Source organism: Acinetobacter sp. WU_MDCI_Abxc222 (assembly GCF_025514755.1).
GTDB lineage: Bacteria > Pseudomonadota > Gammaproteobacteria > Pseudomonadales > Moraxellaceae > Acinetobacter > Acinetobacter geminorum.
This window is the reverse complement of the sequence record NZ_JAHPVG010000001.1, coordinates 781,440-801,726: the sequence shown is the minus strand read 5'-3', so window position 1 is coordinate 801,726 and position 20,287 is coordinate 781,440. Positions and strand designations below refer to the sequence as shown.

General features: G+C 37.8%; 18 protein-coding genes. 9 read left to right on the top strand and 9 right to left on the bottom strand.

Annotated elements, in window-relative coordinates; all coding sequences use genetic code 11:
* The 4 genes from KTJ10_RS03855 to KTJ10_RS03840 all read right to left on the bottom strand — a co-directional run bounded on the left by KTJ10_RS03855 (position 1) and on the right by KTJ10_RS03840 (position 4,394).
* Positions 1-876 (bottom strand): class I SAM-dependent methyltransferase, encoded by an 876-nt coding sequence (locus KTJ10_RS03855; protein ID WP_262441388.1) that lies wholly within the window; start codon positions 874-876, stop codon positions 1-3.
* A gap of 113 nt (positions 877-989) precedes the next feature.
* The gene (locus tag KTJ10_RS03850) at positions 990-2,513 is read right to left on the bottom strand and encodes a flavin-containing monooxygenase (RefSeq protein ID WP_262441387.1); all 1,524 of its coding nucleotides are present in this window, start codon (positions 2,511-2,513) and stop codon (positions 990-992) included.
* A 22-nt stretch (positions 2,514-2,535) separates the two neighbouring features.
* The gene (locus KTJ10_RS03845) at positions 2,536-3,369 is read right to left on the bottom strand and encodes an SDR family NAD(P)-dependent oxidoreductase (protein WP_002163159.1); all 834 of its coding nucleotides are present in this window, start codon (positions 3,367-3,369) and stop codon (positions 2,536-2,538) included.
* 65 nt (positions 3,370-3,434) lie between these two features.
* On the bottom strand, positions 3,435-4,394 hold the full coding sequence (locus tag KTJ10_RS03840) for a metal-dependent hydrolase (protein ID WP_002163169.1): 960 nt from the start codon (positions 4,392-4,394) through the stop codon (positions 3,435-3,437).
* A gap of 526 nt (positions 4,395-4,920) precedes the next feature.
* On the opposite strand from KTJ10_RS03840, the gene KTJ10_RS03835 reads away from it, so the two are divergent.
* Complete coding sequence (locus tag KTJ10_RS03835) at positions 4,921-5,541, top strand: TetR/AcrR family transcriptional regulator (RefSeq protein WP_262441386.1); 621 nt, start codon at positions 4,921-4,923, stop codon at positions 5,539-5,541.
* A gap of 78 nt (positions 5,542-5,619) precedes the next feature.
* Here the strand turns inward: KTJ10_RS03835 and KTJ10_RS03830 are convergent, their stop codons facing one another.
* A complete protein-coding gene (locus tag KTJ10_RS03830; protein WP_005070386.1) occupies positions 5,620-6,342 on the bottom strand; it encodes a pirin family protein in 723 nt (240 codons plus the stop codon).
* 598 nt (positions 6,343-6,940) lie between these two features.
* Between KTJ10_RS03830 and KTJ10_RS03825 the strand changes: the two genes are divergently transcribed.
* The 3 genes from KTJ10_RS03825 (at position 6,941) to KTJ10_RS03815 (ending at position 9,923) form a co-directional block, all read left to right on the top strand.
* Positions 6,941-7,168, top strand: coding sequence for a hypothetical protein (locus KTJ10_RS03825; RefSeq protein WP_171545296.1), 228 nt, complete (start codon positions 6,941-6,943; stop codon positions 7,166-7,168).
* A gap of 321 nt (positions 7,169-7,489) precedes the next feature.
* Complete coding sequence (locus KTJ10_RS03820) at positions 7,490-8,809, top strand: NCS2 family permease (protein ID WP_069141079.1); 1,320 nt, start codon at positions 7,490-7,492, stop codon at positions 8,807-8,809.
* A 115-nt stretch (positions 8,810-8,924) separates the two neighbouring features.
* Positions 8,925-9,923 (top strand): adenosine deaminase, encoded by a 999-nt coding sequence (locus KTJ10_RS03815; RefSeq protein ID WP_086264397.1) that lies wholly within the window; start codon positions 8,925-8,927, stop codon positions 9,921-9,923.
* A 44-nt stretch (positions 9,924-9,967) separates the two neighbouring features.
* Here KTJ10_RS03815 and KTJ10_RS03810 read toward each other — a convergent pair whose 3' ends face one another.
* The gene (locus tag KTJ10_RS03810) at positions 9,968-10,522 is read right to left on the bottom strand and encodes a cytochrome b (RefSeq protein WP_262441385.1); all 555 of its coding nucleotides are present in this window, start codon (positions 10,520-10,522) and stop codon (positions 9,968-9,970) included.
* Positions 10,523-10,761: 239 nt separating this feature from the next.
* Between KTJ10_RS03810 and KTJ10_RS03805 the strand changes: the two genes are divergently transcribed.
* Positions 10,762-11,148, top strand: a complete 387-nt coding sequence (locus KTJ10_RS03805) for a hypothetical protein (protein WP_078220413.1) — start codon at positions 10,762-10,764, stop codon at positions 11,146-11,148.
* Positions 11,149-11,216: 68 nt separating this feature from the next.
* The gene (gene rnhB / locus KTJ10_RS03800; protein WP_002163155.1) at positions 11,217-11,783 is read left to right on the top strand and encodes a ribonuclease HII; all 567 of its coding nucleotides are present in this window, start codon (positions 11,217-11,219) and stop codon (positions 11,781-11,783) included.
* Positions 11,784-11,850: 67 nt separating this feature from the next.
* On the opposite strand, the gene csrA is transcribed toward rnhB, so the two are convergent.
* From csrA to alaS, 3 genes are all read right to left on the bottom strand, one after another.
* The gene (csrA, locus tag KTJ10_RS03795; RefSeq protein WP_000906487.1) at positions 11,851-12,105 is read right to left on the bottom strand and encodes a carbon storage regulator CsrA; all 255 of its coding nucleotides are present in this window, start codon (positions 12,103-12,105) and stop codon (positions 11,851-11,853) included.
* A gap of 246 nt (positions 12,106-12,351) precedes the next feature.
* Positions 12,352-13,632 carry an aspartate kinase gene (locus KTJ10_RS03790; RefSeq protein WP_032004034.1) on the bottom strand — a complete coding sequence of 427 codons (1,281 nt, stop codon included), beginning with the start codon at positions 13,630-13,632 and terminating at the stop codon, positions 12,352-12,354.
* A 65-nt stretch (positions 13,633-13,697) separates the two neighbouring features.
* The gene (alaS, locus tag KTJ10_RS03785) at positions 13,698-16,334 is read right to left on the bottom strand and encodes an alanine--tRNA ligase (RefSeq protein WP_130118807.1); all 2,637 of its coding nucleotides are present in this window, start codon (positions 16,332-16,334) and stop codon (positions 13,698-13,700) included.
* Between the two features lie 269 nt (positions 16,335-16,603).
* On the opposite strand from alaS, the gene KTJ10_RS03780 reads away from it, so the two are divergent.
* The 3 genes from KTJ10_RS03780 to KTJ10_RS03770 all read left to right on the top strand — a co-directional run bounded on the left by KTJ10_RS03780 (position 16,604) and on the right by KTJ10_RS03770 (position 20,228).
* Positions 16,604-17,623 (top strand): type I glyceraldehyde-3-phosphate dehydrogenase, encoded by a 1,020-nt coding sequence (locus KTJ10_RS03780; protein ID WP_262441384.1) that lies wholly within the window; start codon positions 16,604-16,606, stop codon positions 17,621-17,623.
* A 166-nt stretch (positions 17,624-17,789) separates the two neighbouring features.
* Entirely contained in the window at positions 17,790-18,872 is a 1,083-nt protein-coding gene (locus KTJ10_RS03775; RefSeq protein ID WP_262441383.1) for a hypothetical protein, read from the top strand.
* Positions 18,873-19,061: 189 nt separating this feature from the next.
* The gene (locus KTJ10_RS03770) at positions 19,062-20,228 is read left to right on the top strand and encodes an ATP phosphoribosyltransferase regulatory subunit (protein ID WP_262441382.1); all 1,167 of its coding nucleotides are present in this window, start codon (positions 19,062-19,064) and stop codon (positions 20,226-20,228) included.
* The last annotated feature ends 59 nt before the right edge of the window (positions 20,229-20,287 follow it).

Genomic DNA, 20,287 nt, shown 5'->3' with positions numbered 1-20,287 from the left:
TTATTTCTTTAAACGCAAATGCAGCAAACGCGTTGCTGATGTGTGGCGAATTTCATCAATCCTTCCATTAAAATATCGTTCAGTAATGGCTTCACCTGAAAGATCTTCGACTACTTCAAATCCCATCTGCTCCACTGCATGATGTAAGTCTATTGGTTTAAATTGGCCCAATAAAGGCTCTTTCAGCAAATAGGTAAATTGTGCAACGCCCATACTTCCAAGTCGCTCAATACCGTTTAATTCCTGAAAATCGGTCGAATAGTCGAGTACCACTTCACTACCGTTTGCAGCAAATTCAGCAATACTTTTTAAAGTTTGTAATGTCGTTTGCGGATTTAAATAGTGCGTTGTGCCTAACCACGAAAAAAATGCAGGAGCAGATGAATCATAGATACTTCTGTTTAATGCTTCTGAAATAGACTCTTTCTCAAAGTTAATCGCAACAAATTCAACGGTAGCAGGAATATTCCCTAACTTTTTTAGCTTAGTCTGTTTGGCCGCTTGAGTATCAGGATGATCCACTTCAAAAATTTTCAAAGTAGGGTAGTGGTGTGATTCACGTAGTACAAAAGAGTCTAGGCCAGCACCCACTAATACATATTGTTCAGTGTTCTGTTGAACTGCTAGATCAAGTAAATCTTCGGCATAACGGGAGCGCCCGACCACTTGCCCAGTAAGTAAACCTAAAGTGCGGTTTAACACCGCAGAATTCATGAGTTTAACAATCAGTGTGTTAGATAGAAGTTTTTTCCAGCCTTTACTCGTTAGTTCAAAAGCATAAGGGTCTGAAAATACAGGGTTCTGTGTATTTTGAAAATGATTGGCTCGTAATGCAGCAGCGGCTTCAGCAGTACGACTAGATTGACCTTCTTTCATCTTTATCCTGTTTTTTTATTTCTTGAAGATATTCAACGAAGAAGGCAGTGCATTTCATGAAAACCTAAAATACACTGCCTATTTCTTACAACTGATTTGATCGAAAATACAAATTAGTGAGTTTTTGTCGTTTGATACGTCACTTCATAATCTTTCAAATCTACTTTTTTCAAACGCTGTTTAAGTTTTTTCAATGACCAAGGCCATGCGGCAAAGTTACGACCGTTGGCATCAAGGTAGTAACTCTTACATCCGCCGCTATTAAATACGGTCGTTTGTAAGTGCTTTTGTACTAAATCATTATGCTTTTTAATCACATCAGATTTAACATTTAACTTGCTAATTCCTTTGTTTTTAATTTTCAATAAGCCATCTACGATATAGTCGAGCTGTGCCTCTGCTAAACCAATGAAAGAATCATAAACCAGTACGTTAGGTCCTAAAATTAAAAATGCATTTGGTACATTTTCAATGTTGGTTCCTAAATAAGCCTCTGGTGAACTATCTTTCCAAATATCTTGTAAACATTGACCTTTTTCATTAAACACACGTTTACCGATTGGCGGGTGAGATACTTCAAAGCCTGTACCCCAAATAATCACATCAACTTCGTGGCGTTCACCATTCGCAGCAACCACTGTGTTGCCTTCTACTTTCACTAAACCATGTGGAATAAGTGTGGTATTCGGTGCTTGTAAAGCAGGGTAATAGTTGTTAGCAAACAAGATACGTTTACAACCAATGTCAAAGTTCGGCGTTACGTTTTTACGTAGCACTGGGTCGTTAATTTGCAATTTAAGTAATTGCTTACCCAATACATTGACTGGTTTTAGGGCAAGTGGATTACGTAAACCAAAGTTAATTGCATTCAGCGTTAACGCGACACTTTTACGCCAGCTCGCCTGAATAGCTGGATATTTTGCAATGACTGATTTACTAAACTCGCCCAAGTCTGTATCTGGTTTTGGCAGTACCCAAGGTGCTGTACGTTGGAACACAAACAGTTCTTTCGCTTTTGGTTGGATTTGTGGCACAAACTGAATAGCAGATGCACCAGTACCAATTACGGCAATGCGTTTACCTGTGAGGTCATAATCATGATTCCATTTCGCTGAATGGAACATTTCGCCTTTAAATGTTTCTAAGCCTTCAAGACGTGGAATTTGAGCTTCGGTAATTGGACCTGTGGCAAAAATAACGGTTTTAGATAAATATTGCCCAGTAGTGGTGTCAAGCACCCACACATGCCGTGAGTCATCCCACGCTGCGTTAAGCAACTCGTTGTTAAACTCGATTTTAGAAGTAACATTAAATTCGTTACTCACATCTTCCAGATAACTTAAGATTTCTGGTTGGCGCGCAAATAAATGGCTCCATTTTGCACTTGGTGCAAATGAGTAAGAATAAAGAGCAGAAGGTACATCGCAGCCACAGCCTGGGTAGGTGTTTTCACGCCATGTTCCACCAACACGACTAGCTTTTTCAATAATTTTATAATTGGTATAACCAACTTGATCTAGGCGAATGGCAGCAGCGATCCCTGAAATGCCCGCACCCACAATAAAAGTATCGAAAATATGGCTTGGTGATTTGACAGCTTTTTTTGCTGATGCATTTGTTTTCATTTGAGCAGTCATATGTGTACTACCTATAAATTTCTTATTTAAATAATTTGTACGATGTGCCAAGGAACTTGGTATACAAGCTTGGGGATGCACGTTTCATGAGCCAGAATAACTTCGCATCAATTTGAGGAATGGTATACATCTCATCCTGATCAAGGCGATTAAGGGTTAATCTTGCAACATCGTCACTTGTGGTGAGCGCATAGTTCATCAGTGCATGGTCTGCTAGCTTTGAATAACGTCCTGGAATTCGACCATTTTTAATGATATTGGTGGGTACCAGCGTCGGGCAGAGCACATTCACTTTAATATTAAACTTACGCAGTTCGGCAGAAAGAGTTTCTGAAAGCGCACGCACACCCGCTTTAGTCACGTTATAAGCAGTCATTTCTGGTGCAGCCGTGTAAGATGCCGCAGATGCCACATTAATAATCGCGCCGTAACCTAACTTTTTAAACTTGGGAACAAATGCATGACAACCATGAATAACACCCCAAAGGTTAATATTCATGACCCAGTTCCAGTCTTCTAGGGTTAGCTCATCAAACTTGCCACCCAAACCCACACCAGCATTATTAATGACAAGAGTTACAGGGTGCCCAAGCAAGATTTCAGCAGTCTCAGCGAGATGGTTAACTTGTTCAGCATTACCCACATCACAGCGCATAGCAAAAGCTTTTGCGCCTTCTTGTTCAAGAAGTTTTACTGTTTCTTCAGCAGCTTCGAGATTAATATCTGCACACACTACGCTACCACCACGTTTCGCAAGTTCAATTGCAAAACTTCGACCAATCCCACTGCCTGCACCCGTCACTACGGCATAAGCTTTTTGGCTTGGTTTAACTTTCTTTTTGCCAAATAAAATCATGATTCATCCATAAATAGCTTGAAGAGATACCAGCTACCTATTCGATAGCTGGAAATACAGGACGATTAAGACATGCGTACTGGTGGGGTAAATTCTTTAACAAAGTAAGGAGCAATTGCGCCGCCTTCTGTCAGCAATTTCTTTTTGTAATACTCAAGATATTCAGTCGTATCATGATCATTTGGATGAAAGTCTGGGCGTAAGTAGTCAAGAATTTGACCAATCGTACTGCCGAAAACTCCGTCTTTTGGACCAAAGATTAAGCCTACACCACGACGGGCGTCCTTCCAGAATTTCAAGGTCAGCATCTCTTGTGGCTTTCTTAACACAGGCACAAATAATGTAGTCGCAGGGATTAAACCTAAAATGGTAAATAGCGCGAGGAAAAAACCAGACGCACGTAGTGCATAACTACCATTTAAAAGTTGATAGACATCATAGGCAATATCTTTATGCTCAGACTCTTCAAGCATATGCCACATCCAAAGTGCGCGGCTTTTTTCGTCATTTGAATAATAGAAGTTCTTTTCATGCTTCATCATGTATTCAGCAAGTACCGCAGTAAAATGCTCAATACCCGCCATCATTGATAATTTGAGTGGCTGTGGAAACTTTAAGAAAACATATTTAAAGAAGTTTGAGCCAAGAAAACGATATAGAGCGACAGGATATTCAGCATCTTGAAGGGCATCGTTATATTCATTGTGCAATTTCGAGTGAATTGCTTCTTGGCCAATCAACGACGTTACTCGCTGCTTTAATATTGGATCTTTGATAAATTCACGGTGATGGCGAGCGGTTTCAATAACCAGATCTTCACCATAAGTTAAAAATACTGAGAGAGTGGCAAAAAACAAAGTAGCAAATTGATTGTCCATATAGAATCTGACATCAATTTCTTTACCATCAAAACCAATATTTAAATGTCTGATCGGAATTGAGCTTTTGCTAGCAAAATCTGGTAGCTCAATTTCACGCTGAAATTTAAGTTTGTTGAATGATTTTTTAACTGCGGTCGAGATCATGGCGACACCCTGAAGCAAAGTAGTGGTGCATTTTGATGAAAATTAATAAACTCAATGATCAACAAAGCACTGTAAAATTCCATTTTCAAAAACAGATAATTCTCTGCATTGACTACGGTGTTGTTGCTCCGTTATTTGTTTGATTATTTGGCTGAATAACGGAAGAAGAACCGAGGCAGACAAAAGAGCTGCTTAAAGAGTCTTCTTTAATTTTTTCATATTAATCTGACATTATGTTCGGATTCAATTCGGGTAAATTTTTAAATATATAAAAGTATTTTATAGACATTCTTTGTAATAATAATTTTAAATAAATTTGATTTATATTTTTGAAATATAACAAATTAAATTTATTCCTGATCTCGGAAAATAGTAAATAAAAGCATCGATTGATTGATAAGTTGAGATCTGTTTTTCTCAGTTTTTCTGATTAAGTTTGACAACTATTCGGATTTTGTTTTTTTATTTCTACCGAGTTAGATTACATGCTAATCTGACTTTATGTTCGGATTATTGATTAGATCGTATGACTACGCGTAAACCTCGTCAAACTCGAGCCAAAGTCACTGTCGACACGATTATTGAAGCAGGTTTTATTGCAGTGGCACTTCATGGACCGAGTGGAACCACGACACGTCATATTGCAGAAATTGCAGGGGTGAGTGTCGGGTCTTTATACGAATATTTTAAAAATAAAGAAGAAATTTATGATGCGATGAATCACTTTTTTGTTCGGGAAATTCTGGACATGATTACAGAGCTTACACCGACGATTTTACAATTGGAGTTAGAGCCTGTCATTGAAATGATTTTTTATACTTTTAGTGATTTATTAAAGAAAAATAATGACCGCTATTTGACTGTTTTGCGCTATGCAGGGGAATTGCAGTACGACAAATACATTCCCAAAATTGAACAAGCTTTAATGGAAGTCATCATGAAATATATGATGCATAATCCCAAATACCTAAAAATTAATAATTTACCCGTAATTACATATATATGTATCAATAGTGGAATTTTTAATGTCGCACGGCATCTTATTTTGCCAAACCCTTATATTAGTTTTGATGAAATGGTACAAGGGCTAAGCACGATGATCATGAGTTATATCAATACAGAGATGGCGCGTTCAGAAGAGCATTGAGCAGAGATAGCATTTTCATAAGTCGACTAAACAATATAAAAAGCCCTCACATAAAGTTTATGTGAGGGCCTAGTTGCATTATGGCATGGTTGGAACTTCTTCAGGACGCATATCGAAAATCAAAATTTCGGCGTTATCACCATTGGTAAACGATAAGCTTCCACCGTCACGAATACGTGCTGCGTCGCCAGTATTAAAAGTTTTACCATTTACATCAACACGACCTTTGGCAACGTGTAGGTACACATAACGACCCTCAGGAATTACAAATTCAGCAGTTTCTTCACCATCAAAAAGACCTGAGTAAATATTAATGTCTTGTTTGATCGATAAAGTTTTCTCACCACCTTTTGGTGAGATGATCAAATGCAATTTACCGCGTTTATCTGCTTCATCAATATGAACTTGTTGATAGCCTGGCTCTGTATTCACTTCATTTGGAACAACCCAAATTTGCAAGAAATGAACACCTTCTTGAGCTGAGTGGTTAAATTCACTATGAGCAACACCACGACCTGCACTCATTAGTTGAATGTCACCCGGCACAATCACAGAACCTGTACCCATTGAGTCTTTATGCTCTAATGCGCCTTCAAGCACATAGGAAATAATTTCCATATTGCGGTGAGGGTGAGTACCAAAGCCTTTAGATGGAGCAACGTTATCATCGTTAATTACAAGGAGGTCCGAAAAACCGACTTGTTTAGGATCCCAATAGTTAGCAAATGAAAAGCTATGTTTTGATTGTAACCAACCATGATGTGCTGCACCACGCTCGTGAGATAAACGCATATCAAACATGATGTATTCTCCTCATTTAATTTTTTATCTGAGTGCATTTTATCGTAGCGTTTATGGGAATAAAGCTCTAAAAATAGAAAGCTTGGTGTGATTTATGGAACGATGAAACTTGAACGTAATGTTGCTAATCGAAAGATAGTAATAAAAGCTATTTCTTAAATAAGATGAAGATTACGTTGAATAGAATTTTCTTTGTAAGCTGGAGGAGAAACACGGAAATTAGTAGCTAAAGAAACAATTTTAAAGAAAACTGCATAAACAAAAATAGCTCCTTTTTATTTCATTTGAAGCTCGGTAAATAAAAAAGAAATTTTAAGCCCTATACACATTTGTCTATACCTTGTCTTTAAAATAACTTAATAATTAAATGTGATAAAAAATAATATTAAAAAATAACTAAAATAAGTTCTAATAAAATAAAGGTACTTTTCAATGGAAAAGTTTAATAATTATTGGTAATTTTATGAATATTTTAAAAATCACATTTATTTTCAATTGCTTGAGTGGTAATGTGTTATTGTAAATAAATGTGAAAATATTCACAAAGCTATAATTTTTTGTTAAGATCATTAACATTAAAAACATAGAGATAATAATAATGATCAATAAAGTATTAATAGTGTTGTGTGTGGGTATCGTCTTTGTATTAGGGTATTGGGTGTATTTAGATACTCAAAATAAAAGGCATCAAGAGCTAATGCGGATCATACAAGAAGCTGAAAAAAATTTACAAAGTATCGAGCGAAATCCTAATCATGCTCATCATAGCAATTTAGCCTCTTATAATATGCAACAATATATAGGCGAGAAAAAAATTATTTTTTAGCAATATTGAGCTATAAATTTCTAATTTTTACAGTGCCATTGGTCATATCTTTTCATAAATTTTGATCATGTTTCTCTTGAATCTGTTAAACTTATTGAACGTATAGTAAAAAAGCTGCATAGGGGTTATGCAGCTTTTTTGTGTTTCAAGAGGGGCTGTGGTTATTTTCTACGTATACAGCTAGAAACCAAATGAGTGGCATATTTGTTGCTTCTTAAATTTGAGATTCTTGTTTATAGGACTGAACAGAAAAACAATATTGTTCAGAGACCTACATAGACGTAAATATTTCACAGTTCAGATTTTGCATAGAGGCTACTTATGGCGGCGCCCAATTCTTCGGTAGGCTGGTTAGAGCGTTTATTTAAGCTAAGCGACAATAAAACCACTTTCCGAACTGAAGTTCTTGCTGGTGTAACTACATTCCTAACGATGTGTTACATCATTATTGTCAATCCACTCATTTTATCTGAAACCGGCATGGATCATGGTGCCGTATTCGTTGCGACCTGTTTGGCAGCAGCAATCGGATGTTTAGTAATGGGGATCATTGCTAATTATCCAATCGCACTGGCCCCTGGTATGGGTTTAAACGCTTACTTTACCTATTCGGTTTGTATGGGAATGGGCGTGCCATGGCAAACAGCTTTAGCCGCTGTTTTTGTTTCAGGCCTTGTCTTTCTTGCAATTAGCTTCTTTAAAATTCGTGAAGCGATTGTTAATGCGATTCCAATGTCACTTAAGTTTGCAATCGGTGGTGGTATTGGTTTGTTCCTAGCACTGATTGCACTAAAAAATGCTGGAATCATTGTTGATAACCAAGCGACATTAGTTGGTTTGGGTGATATTAAACAGCCTACAGTATTATTAGCGTTATTCGGATTTTTAATGATTGTGGTTTTACACCAATTAAAAGTTCGTGGCGCAATCATTATTAGTATTTTAGTTGTTACGGCCATCGCTACTGCTTTAGGTTTAAATGAATTTAAGGGTGTAGTGGGTCAAATTCCTTCAATTGCACCAACATTCATGCAAATGGACTTTGAAGGTCTATTTACTGCAAGTATGGTTGGCGTCATTTTCGTATTCTTTATTGTCGACTTGTTTGACAGTACAGGTACTTTGGTTGGTGTTTCGCACCGTGCAGGTCTTTTACAAGACGGTAAATTACCCCGTTTGAAGAAAGCATTATTTGCAGACTCTACTGCAATCGTTGCAGGTGCTGCATTAGGTACATCTTCAACTACACCATATATTGAATCAGCTTCAGGTGTAGCAGCAGGCGGACGTACTGGTTTAACTGCTGTTGTGGTTGCAGTTTTATTTATCTGCTGTTTATTTTTAGCACCTCTCGCTCAATCTGTACCAGGTTTTGCAACGGCGCCAGCTTTATTGTTTATTGGTGTATTGATGATCCAAGGGATCACTCACATTGATTGGGATGATATTACTGAAGCTGTTCCAGCATTTTTAACCATTGTATTTATGCCATTCACCTATTCAATTGCTGATGGTATTGCAATGGGCTTTATTAGCTATGCATTAGTTAAATTATTCACGGGGAAGGCAAAAACTGTACCGTACATGGTATGGATTATTGCTGCACTTTGGGTATTTAAATTTATCGCGTTTGGCGGTTAATATGATTTTTTATAATTTTCTTCTTGAGCTATCTTAGACATAGTTTTCAATAAGAAGAAAATTATAAAAGGGTGTGATTTTGACCACACCCTTTTTCTTTAGACGTGGAGTTAATATGAATCAAGTCGAGCTGATTCGCGCCTTGCCAAAAGCCGAATTGCATGTACATATTGAAGGGACTTTCGAACCTGAATTAATGTTTGCAATTGCCCAGCGCAATCAGATTCAGATTCCTTACAAATCTGTTGAAGAAGTAAAGCAAGCTTATAACTTTCATAATCTTCAATCATTCTTAGATATTTACTATGCTGGGGCGAATGTTCTTGTACATGAACAAGACTTTTATGATTTAGCATGGGCTTATTTTGAGAAATGTGCCGAAGATCATGTCGTTCACACAGAAATGTTCTTTGACCCGCAAACCCACACTGACCGTGGTATTGCATTCTCAACAGTGATTAATGGTTTAAAACGCGCTTGTGCAGATGCCAAAGCTAAGTTTGGTATTAGCTCTCAACTGATTATGTGTTTCTTACGTCATTTAAGTGAAGAAGCTGCATTTGAAACACTTGAGCAGGCTTTACCATTTAAACAAGACATTATTGCAGTTGGCCTTGATTCAAGTGAAGTAGGGCATCCGCCAGCTAAATTTGAACGTGTTTTTGCTAAGGCGCGTGAAGAAGGTTTCTTAATCGTTGCTCACGCTGGCGAAGAAGGTCCGCCTGAATATGTATGGGAAGCTTTAGATCTACTTAAAGTGAATCGTATTGATCATGGTGTGCGTTCTGAAGAAGACGAACAATTAATGGCGCGTTTAATTAATGAAAAAATGCCATTAACAGTTTGTCCTTTAAGTAACTTAAAGCTATGTGTTGTTAAGGATATGAAAGATCATAATATCCGCCGTCTTTTACAAAAAGGCGTACACGTGACGGTTAACTCAGATGACCCTTCATATTTCGGTGGTTATATGAATGATAATTTCTTTGCCATCCAGCAAGCATTAGACTTAAACAATGATGAGTTGAAGCAACTCGCAATTAACTCTTTTGAAGCCTCTTTCATTTCAGATGAAGAGAAACAAAAGTGGATTGCAGAAATCCAAAAAATTTAAATAAAAAAACCGCCTATCTCAGGCGGTTTTTTTATACATACGTTTTATTTAGGTTGTTTGGTCATACTATTTAAAATATTGTCTTTATCAACAAAGTGATGTTTTAAAGCTGCTAGTACATGCCCAACAATCAGCAAGCCTGCAAACCAAGAAATATAAATATGTAAAGGTTTAACGATAGCTAAAAGCTCATCATTTTTTTGAACTAAACGTGGAATATCAAATAAATATAAAACTGGAGCCGGATGGTCTGCACTCCAACTAAATAGACATCCAGTGATAGGTAAAGCCACCAAAATCACATAAAGTAACAGATGACCAATGTGAGCCAGAGTTTTCATCATCGGTGACATGGTGTCAGGTAGTTTTGGAGCTGGATGTGTATAGCGCCATAAAATCCGGATAATCACCAAAAAGATAATGGTGGTTGCAATATTTTTGTGCAGCGTAATGACATCACCTTTAATGGTACTAGTATCATAACTTAAAAAATTTCCACTATAAAAGCCAATAGCCCATGCTGCGATGAAAATGATTGCCATCACCCAATGCAGGATTTGTGCGGTACGGGTGTAATACTGAGAGGAAGCAGCAGGCATAAAAGACCCTTTTTTTGTCGTTTTGATTCGTGATTTTAGGTGAAAGCACAGATTTTGAGAAATGTTTTAAATGTAACAGAGCGTGCTAAAAACAGAACGTTTTTCCCCAAAAGAAACATTTAATGAGTTGAGTTTAACCAGTGAAAATAGTTTGCATAAATGCATCAAATTATTTGTTTCTTCTAAAGTCGAGTTTAGGCACAATACGCGCTGCCAACGTTCAATCAAAGGAAAAAATGATGAAAAAATTGATGCTTGCTCTAGCACCAGTTGTTTTAGCTTTAACAGCATGTGCAACGACTACAGGAACTGACACGGGCGCTCCTGCACAAACTACAACTCAACAATTGGGAGTTGCTGCGTTAAAGGTTGCTGTAAATGCAAAATGTATTACAGAGATTAATAATGTTGCGGCTTGGAAAACAGCAACAAAATATATGACTGCTGAGCAACGTGATAGCATTCAAACAAATGTATGTGGTTGTGTGAGTGAAAAGGCTCCAAACAGTGTGACAGCTGTAGAATTAGCGGCAGCTGCACTTGATGTAAATACACGTGCTACAATCGTAAACCAAGTGGTTTCTAAAACTGTAAATGCTTGTGTGGCAGAAGCTTTACAAAAGTAATTAATGATTTTGTATTAAAGAAGGCTGATTATATTGATCAGCCTCTTTTATTTAAAGGTAGTGAGTCGATGTTTATTGCTGGTGTAGATGAGGCGGGACGGGGGCCTTTAGTAGGTTCGGTTGTGGCAGCGGCCGTTATTTTAGATCCGAATAATCCAATTTTAGGATTAAATGATTCTAAAAAATTAACTGAAAAGAAACGTGAAAAGTTGTTTATTGAAATACAAGAAAAAGCCTTAGCTTGGTCAATTGCTGAAGCAACACATGCTGAAATTGATGAGCTAAATATTTTACAGGCAACTTTTTTGGCTATGCAGCGCGCTGTTGATGGCTTAAAAACTCAACCTCAAAAAGTGATTGTCGATGGTAATCAAATTCCTAAAGGAATTATTATTCCTTGTGAAGCGATTGTTGGTGGGGACGCAAGCCATGCTGAAATTAGTGCAGCAAGTATCTTGGCAAAAGTGACACGAGATCGACAAATGGCGGAATTAGATCAGCAATATCCGTTATTTGGTTTTGCCAAACATAAAGGATATCCAACCAAAGCACATTTTGAAGCGATTGCCGTGCATGGTGTGATTGATCAGCATCGTCGTAGTTATGCACCTGTTAAACGTGCGTTAGGTCTATAAATACAACCACTTAAAAAATTTAAAGCGACTATAAAGTCGCTTTAATTAGGGAGAGAACAACTTCATACTAACGATTGAAGTTTTTCTGTGCATAATTATCATCTTCATAAGAAACTTGATAATCTTGATCAAGATGTTGAAGGTGTTCATGCATTGCACGTTCATGTTGAATACGTTGATAAATTTCTTCGCGATGAACAGAAACCTCTTTTGGTGCATTCACACCAATACGAACTTGGTTTCCTTTGACGCCAAGCACAGTAACACTGACTTGATCCCCAATCATTAATGTTTCCCCGACACGGCGGGTCAGAATCAGCATGTTTATCTCCTTGCTAAACGCTTAAAACTGCAATATTGGTACCCAAATAAAAAGCTCAACCTCAGTTTTCAGTCAGATTCTAACAGAAATATGAGAACAAAGTCATATTTTGATAATCTCTGCCAAAAAACTTTCCGTTTAATATAACAGAGCCGCTATAAAAAAAACTATAGCGGCTCTGTGTTTTCTTTGATTATTGTCGGACAAGTAGACATTTTTTAATGAATTCTTGACCGGTTGGTAAAATTAAGCGCGAGCGCTGCTTTCACCATGTTCACGATCCAAACCAAAAGCGGTATGTAAGCAGCGAACAGCAAGTTCAAGATATTTCTCGTCGATAATCACAGAAACTTTAATTTCAGAAGTTGAAATCATAAGAATATTGATACCTTCATCAGCAAGGGCAGTGAACATTCTGCTCGCTACACCTGCGTGTGAACGCATACCTACACCAACGATAGATACTTTAACGATGTCATCACGTGTTGAAACTTCACGTGCGCCAATATTTTTAGCAGTTTCATTTAAGATTTTTTCAGCTTTCGCTAAATCAACACGGTTTACAGTGAAAGTGAAATCTGTTGTGCCATCTTCTTCAACATTTTGCACTATCATATCGACTTCGATATTGGCATCACTTACTGGTGATAAGATTTTAGAAGCAATGCCTGGTTCATCAGGTACACCTAAAATCGTTAATTTTGCTTCGTCACGGTTAAAAGCAATACCTGCAATAATTGGCTGTTCCATAGTATCTTCTGCCTCAGTAGTAATGAGTGTACCAACATTTTCTTTAAATTCGTCGTCAAAAACGCCGTCGTCGTCATTATCAAAGCTTGATAATACACGTAAAGGAACTTGATATTTCCCGGCAAACTCTACTGAGCGAATTTGTAAAACTTTAGAACCTAATGATGCCATTTCTAGCATTTCTTCAAAAGAAATACGGTCGATTTTTTTGGCTTTAGGAGCAACGCGAGGGTCAGTGGTGTAAACACCATCTACATCAGTGTAAATCTGGCATTCGTCAGCTTTTAAAGCAGCAGCAAGAGCAACACCAGAAGTATCTGAACCACCTCGACCTAGTGTTGTGGTATTTCCATTAGCATCAAAGCCTTGGAAACCAGCAACCACAATAACACGGCCTGCATCTAGGTCATTGGTCATGACATCTGTATCAATAGACTCGATACGCGCCTTGGTAAATGCACTGTCAGTTTTAATACCGACTTGACGTCCGGTATAGGATTTAGCTTCCACACCAATCGAATTAAGTGCCATAGCTAACATGGAAATCGTCACCTGTTCACCGGTTGAAACCATTTGGTCTAACTCACGTGGGTCAGGTGTTTCGGTAATGGCTTTAGCGAGAGCAAGTAAGCGGTTTGTTTCACCACTCATTGCAGATACGACCACAACAACCTTGTGACCGTGATCATGCCAACGCTTCACACGACGAGCAACATTTAAAATGCGCTCGGGGGTACCCATAGAAGTACCGCCATATTTTTGAACGATTAATGCCATAGTTGTTCCATATAAGCCATGACCCTGAGAGGCTTTTCAGGGTCAGTTACACAAAAAGTGAAGTCTTATTTTTGTTCAAGCCATGCAGGTAATGCTGCGATAACTTGTCCAAACTTCTCGTTAAGTGGCGCGCCACCTTGTGCTAAGTCAGGTTTACCACCACCTTTACCACCTAGCTCAGTTGCTAGATGTTTGATGATGTCACCTGCTTTTAGAGTTGCAGTGTATTGTGATGCAACTGAAGCAAGTAGGCTAACTTTGTCACCCTCTACACCAGCTAAAACAATAACTGCATTCTCTAATTTCGATTTAACACTGTCGTGTAAGTTGCGAAGTGATTTTGCATCTACACCTTGAACAGTGGTAATAAGCGTTTGACGACCAGCAATGGTTTGTACCTGATCAATCAATTCTGACGCTTGGAAGTTTGCCAATTTCTGATTGAGCTGTTCAATCTGCTTTTGTAATGCAGAAACCAATTCAACATTGGCTTGTACACGCTCAACAGTTTGGTCTTTCTGTGCTTTTAATAAGCCATTAATGTGCTGGATATCAGCATCAGTTTTTTGTACTACATCTAGTGCTTTAGTACCTGTAACAGCTTCAATACGACGTACACCAGCAGCTACACCACCTTCAGAAGTGATTTTGAATAAACCAATATCACCTGTACGTTTAACGTGGATACCACCACATAGTTCAATTGAGAAGTTTTTCTCATCAATAATTGAACCCATAGAAAGTACACGTACTTCATCACCGTATTTTTCACCAAACAACATCATGGCACCTTTAGCTTTTGCAGCTTCGATATCAAGAAGTTCGGTTGTTACAGCACTGTTTGCAATAATTTCTGCATTCACTAAACGCTCAACTTGTTGTAACTGTTCAAAAGTTACAGGTTGGTCATTAGCAAAGTCGAAACGTAAGATATCGCTTGCAACTAGAGAACCTTTTTGTTGTACATGTGAACCTAAGATTTGACGAAGGGCAGCATGTAATAGGTGAGTTGCAGAGTGGTTACGTGCAGTTGCTTCACGAATGTCTGCTTTAACAATCGCTTCAACATTTTGATCTGCTTTAAGACTACCAACGGTCACAATACCTTGATGAACAAAGGCACCACCTGACTTTTTAGTATCTTGAACTTCAAAAATACCAGTTTCATTTTTGAAGATACCAGTGTCGCCAATCTGACCACCACTTTCAGCATAGAAAGGAGTTTGGTTTAAAACGATAAGCGCTTCATCACCTTCAGAAACTTCATCAACTTGTACACCATCTTTATAGATCGCTACAATTTGACCTTGACCAGTGGTGTTGATGTAACCATCAAACTGAGTTTCGCCTTCAACTTTTACAATGTTGTTGTAATCAACTGCAAACTTACCAGCATCACGAGCACGTTGACGCTGTGCTGCCATTTCTACTTCAAAACCAGCTTCATCAATAATAAAGTCACGTTCACGTGCAATATCAGCAGTTAAGTCTGTCGGGAAACCATAAGTGTCGTAAAGTTTAAATACAGTGGCGCCAGGAATCGTCTTATCTTTTAATTGAGCAAGTTCGCCTTCAAGTAGTTTCAAGCCTTGCTCAAGTGTTTTAGCAAATTGTTCTTCTTCACGAATTAAAGTTGCTTCAATCACATCTTTACGCGCTACAAGCTCTGGATATGCATCACCCATAACTTCAATTAAAGGTTGCAACATTTTGTAGAAGAACGTACCAGTTGCACCAAGTTTATTTCCGTGACGAACAGCACGGCGGATAATACGGCGAAGTACATAACCACGACCTTCATTGCTTGGGTTTACACCATCAGCAATGAGGAAACAGCATGAACGCGCATGGTCTGCAACAACACGTAAAGAAGGCTGACCTTGGTCTTCAATACCGATAATGTTGGCAGCAGCTTTTAATAGGTGTTGGAACAGGTCAATATCATAGTTTGAATTAACATGTTGCAATACAGCAGAGATACGCTCTAAGCCCATACCTGTATCAACAGACGGAGCAGGAAGAGGGTGAAGCACGCCATCAGCAGTACGGTTAAACTGCATGAAAACGTTGTTCCAGATTTCAATGAAACGGTCACCGTCTTCTTCAGGTGAGCCTGGTAAACCACCCCAAATGTGATCACCATGGTCAAAGAAAATCTCAGAACATGGACCACATGGGCCAGTATCACCCATTGCCCAGAAATTATCAGATGCGTATTTTTCGCCCTTATTATCACCAATACGGATAATACGTTCTGGTGCTAAACCGATTTCTTTGTTCCAGATGTCGTAAGCTTCGTCATCGGTGTGGTAAACCGTGGCATAAAGTTTATCTTTTGGTAAAGCAAGCCATTGTTCGCTGGTTAAAAATTCCCATGCGAATTTAAGTGCATCACGTTTGAAGTAATCACCGAATGAGAAGTTACCTAACATTTCAAAGAATGTATGGTGACGTGCAGTGTAGCCAACGTTATCTAAGTCATTGTGTTTACCGCCAGCGCGTACACATTTTTGTGATGTGGTCGCACGCACATAGTCACGTTTCTCGAGACCTAAAAAGCAGTCTTTAAACTGGTTCATCCCAGCATTTGTAAATAATAAAGTTGGGTCGTTGGCAGGAACAAGAGAACTCGACGCGACACGTGTATGCCCTTGCGTTTCAAAGTAGCGCAAAAATGCTTCACGAATTTCAGCAGATGTCATTAAACGAGTACTCACAACCAAGTCACTCCATATTTTCGAATTTGGCTAAATGTATCAATGCCTGTTTGTTTTATGCCAAACCTTGCATGTGATACGGGGCTTATTTTTTAAAAACGCTAAATTGTAGCGGAAAAACCCCACCGAACCAACGATTTTAAAAGGAATATCTTACAAAACTGTGATTTGGCTAAAAATCTATATTCAATTGGCCTTGACGTGCTTTACTATATGCCTTCTTTAGTTTGTAGTTTTGTTGATAAGGATAGGTCATGCAACGTATCGCCATTAATGGGTTTGGTCGGATTGGACGTAATGTTTTACGCGCCTGGTTCGAAAGCCCAAAACAATTTCATTTTGAAATCGTGGCGATTAACGATATAGCAGATGTCCAGACATTAGTGCATTTATTTAAATATGATTCTACACATGGCCGCTTCAATGGAAATGTAGATATATTGATTGAAAATGAAAAAGTTTTTTTGAATATTCAGTCAAATCAACGAACGCTAAAAGTTGAGGTTTTAAAGCAGAAACAACCTGAACTTTTACCATGGTCTAGTTTAGATATTGATGTGGTACTTGAGTGTACAGGACTGTTTCGTTCTCATGCGGATGCAACACGTCATCTACAAGCAGGGGCGAAGCGGGTCATTATTGGAGCAGCACCTTTTGATCATGTCGATGCAGCCATTGTTTATGGTGTGAACCACAATGAAGTCAAAGTGACTGATCAAATCATTTCGAGTGTGTCGTGTACTACTCAAGCTTTGGTTCCATTAGTCAAAATCATTGATGATGCTTTCGGTATTGAAACCGCACTTATGACAGAAATTCATGCGGTAACGGCAGATCAATCTGTTCTTGACCACGCACATCGTGATTTACGACGTGCTAGAGCTTCAGGGCAAAATATTATCCCGACCACGTCTAGTGCGCTTGGTGCATTAAAACGTGTTATGCCTAAAATGGAAGACCGTATTGATGGTTATTCAATTCGGGTGCCGACTATTAATGTGGCTGCAATTGACTTAACTTTTATCGCGCAATCTCCAATTACTGTGCATCACATTAATGAGTTACTCATTAAAGCATCTCAAACAGATTATGTAGAAATTATGGCGGTAACAGATGAGCCTTTAGTTTCAAGTGATTTTAATCATTCACCTTATTCACTCATCGTTGATTTAACTCAGACGATGGTTGTTGGCCATCAAGCTAAAGTATTCGCTTGGTATGATAATGAATGGGGCTATGCAAACCGATTATTGGATTTGTGTGATTCTTTCTAAATGTAAATTTAAATCTTTTAAGGGTGTTAAATTAACATCCTTTTTATGATGATCAATTTCTAATATGAAAAGTTAAAAATAATTAAAATTATAAATATTAGTGTTGTGTAAAATTATATCTATTTGTATGATTCTCAAACATTAAAATTTTAATTATAGAGATCATATGAAATTTAACTTAAAAAGAATAAGTGGGTTTTTAATTATTACATCTACTATTTTTTTAACTGCTTGTGGTGGTGAAAGTTCCGATCAAAATACAAATAATGAGGCTAATAGTAATTTAGAAAAAGAAGGCTCGATTTATCAAGTTTATTATCAACCTTCTGATATTTCTTCAGGTATCTATAGTGATTCTTTTGAAATTACTCAATATCCAATTAAGAATAATGAAATCTTTTTTGCTAAGTCACATAACCAACCGCTAGAAACTGAACTTTTAACTGAACAGAAAGTTTTAAATAAAGGGACGTTACAAACACATACTGTGAAAAGGTTAACATCTAGCAGTTGGACTTATGAATTAACGCCTGATTTGAAAGAAAATTTAAAGTTTGAAATTGTAAATTTAGAGGGTGAAAATATCTTTGATCGTGTATTACCTGGCTATAAAGAAAATAAAAATTTAGAAACGGGCCTTCACAATCAACTTGATAAAAATTTAATAGACTTCTACCAAAATTATAAGAATGTTAGGTTCCCAAAAAATAGTTATTGTTATCGTTTAAAAGAAACTCAATGGAATCAATCTTATATTTCTTATATATCTAGTTTTAATTCAAATCCTTCGTTTAGTGAGAAAAAGCAGTCAATTGTCGAAAGATATAATAACTTAGGTCCAGATAAAAAGTATTTTAGACTTCTAAATTCGCAGTGGTATGGTTATAACTTAACTGTTTTAGAAAACTTAGAAACTGGTGATACTCAAAGTGTCTTAGGTAATAATAACGATCAGTCTGCTTCTATGGGTTTTGTATCAAGTAATTTATGGAATGCTGATAAAAGTTTGGCGTATGAAAAGTCTCATCTGTATTCTATAGAAGATAACCCGCTTAATAATGTGCATTCATTAATTGCTTTAAGACAAAAGTTAAAAATCGCAAATCTTGAAAAAGGCTGTTTTGCTTTTAATACTCAAGCAGCTCAAGCTATTCAAAGATTAAATCTGGTTAACTGGCAACAAGGGGATAGCTCAGATATTGGCCCATTCTTTAGTCGAAGAACTTTTGCTTATGATATGAGAGAATGATAGTAAGGTATTGAATATTATTGTTAATTTATAAAATCTTCTTTTTGACTTTAGAGTTTATTAACGAAGATTTATGCAAATTGTCAGGTGCATGGCGCAAAGTATCATGCTACACTAAGAGAAATCGGGTGTGTTCCCGATTTTTTTATGTGGGGTCGTTCCACGTTGATCAGATTTTAGGCTTGAAATATGACCATTTCAGAGACATGGTTGCTGCCTGACGGGGTAGCAGATGTATTGCCGGAACAGGCACAAGTCATTGAAAAACTTCGCCGTGAAGCTTTAGATTTCCTCGCGGTACGAGGTTATCAATTGGTATATACACCATTTATCGAATACATCGAATCGTTGTCTTCATTATCAGAATCAAATCAAGACTTGGATTTAGTAACTTTTAAGGTCATTGATCAGCTCTCAGGCCGTTTACTCGGTGTTCGTGCTGATATGACGCCACAAGTTGCACGTATTGATGCACATGTAAGACCAGTTGAAGGCGTTGCACGTTACTGTTATTCAGGGACTGTATTACATACTAAACCACAAAATTTCAATGCCACACGTGCACCTCTACAATTAGGTGCAGAGTTATACGGACACGACAGTATCGAAGCTGATGTCGAAATGGTCGATGTCATGCTGGGGTTGATCGAGAACATTTATACTTTACAAGGCGCGCATTTAGATTTGGGCCATGTAGGGGTGTTTCGCAGTTTAGTAAAGTATGCTGGACTGTCAAAAAATGAAGAGCATGAGCTTTCAGATCTTTATCAAAGAAAAGCGTTACCAGAGTTAGCCGAGTTTACACAAAACCTGAATATGGGTTCTGATTTCTATGCGCTTGGTCGCTATTCTAGTGATCTAGAAGCATTACAGGCGAATTTAAGTGCAAACATCTTACAAGATGCTGAATTTAAGTCAGCATTAGATGCACTTAAAACGACACATGCGCAAATTAAAGGCCGTTGGCCAAATCTCAATATCGGTATTGATGTTGTAGAGCTACGTAGTTATCACTATCACACTGGTTTGATGTATGCGGTCTATGCACCGAATCGTGCTGCGCCTTTAGCACAGGGTGGTCGTTATGATGGTATTGGTGAGCACTTTGGCCGCGCACGTCCTGCTACTGGCTTTAGTTGTGATTTATATGCCTTAGGTGCAAATCAGTTTGCCGAAATCGAAACTATTGTTGCTCCAAAAGGCTCAGAACAGGATTTACTCTCAGCAATTTCGAATGCACGCGCTCAAGGTTTACGTGTCGTTCAATTGTTAGGTAATGATGATTTAAGTTCTATTCCATATGCGACCCATCAATTCGTGTCGCAAAATGGACAATGGAATATTGAAAAGATTTAATCGCCAGCGGTAAATTTTTACTGGTGGTTTCCAATTTTAACAGCATGATGTAATGAGGC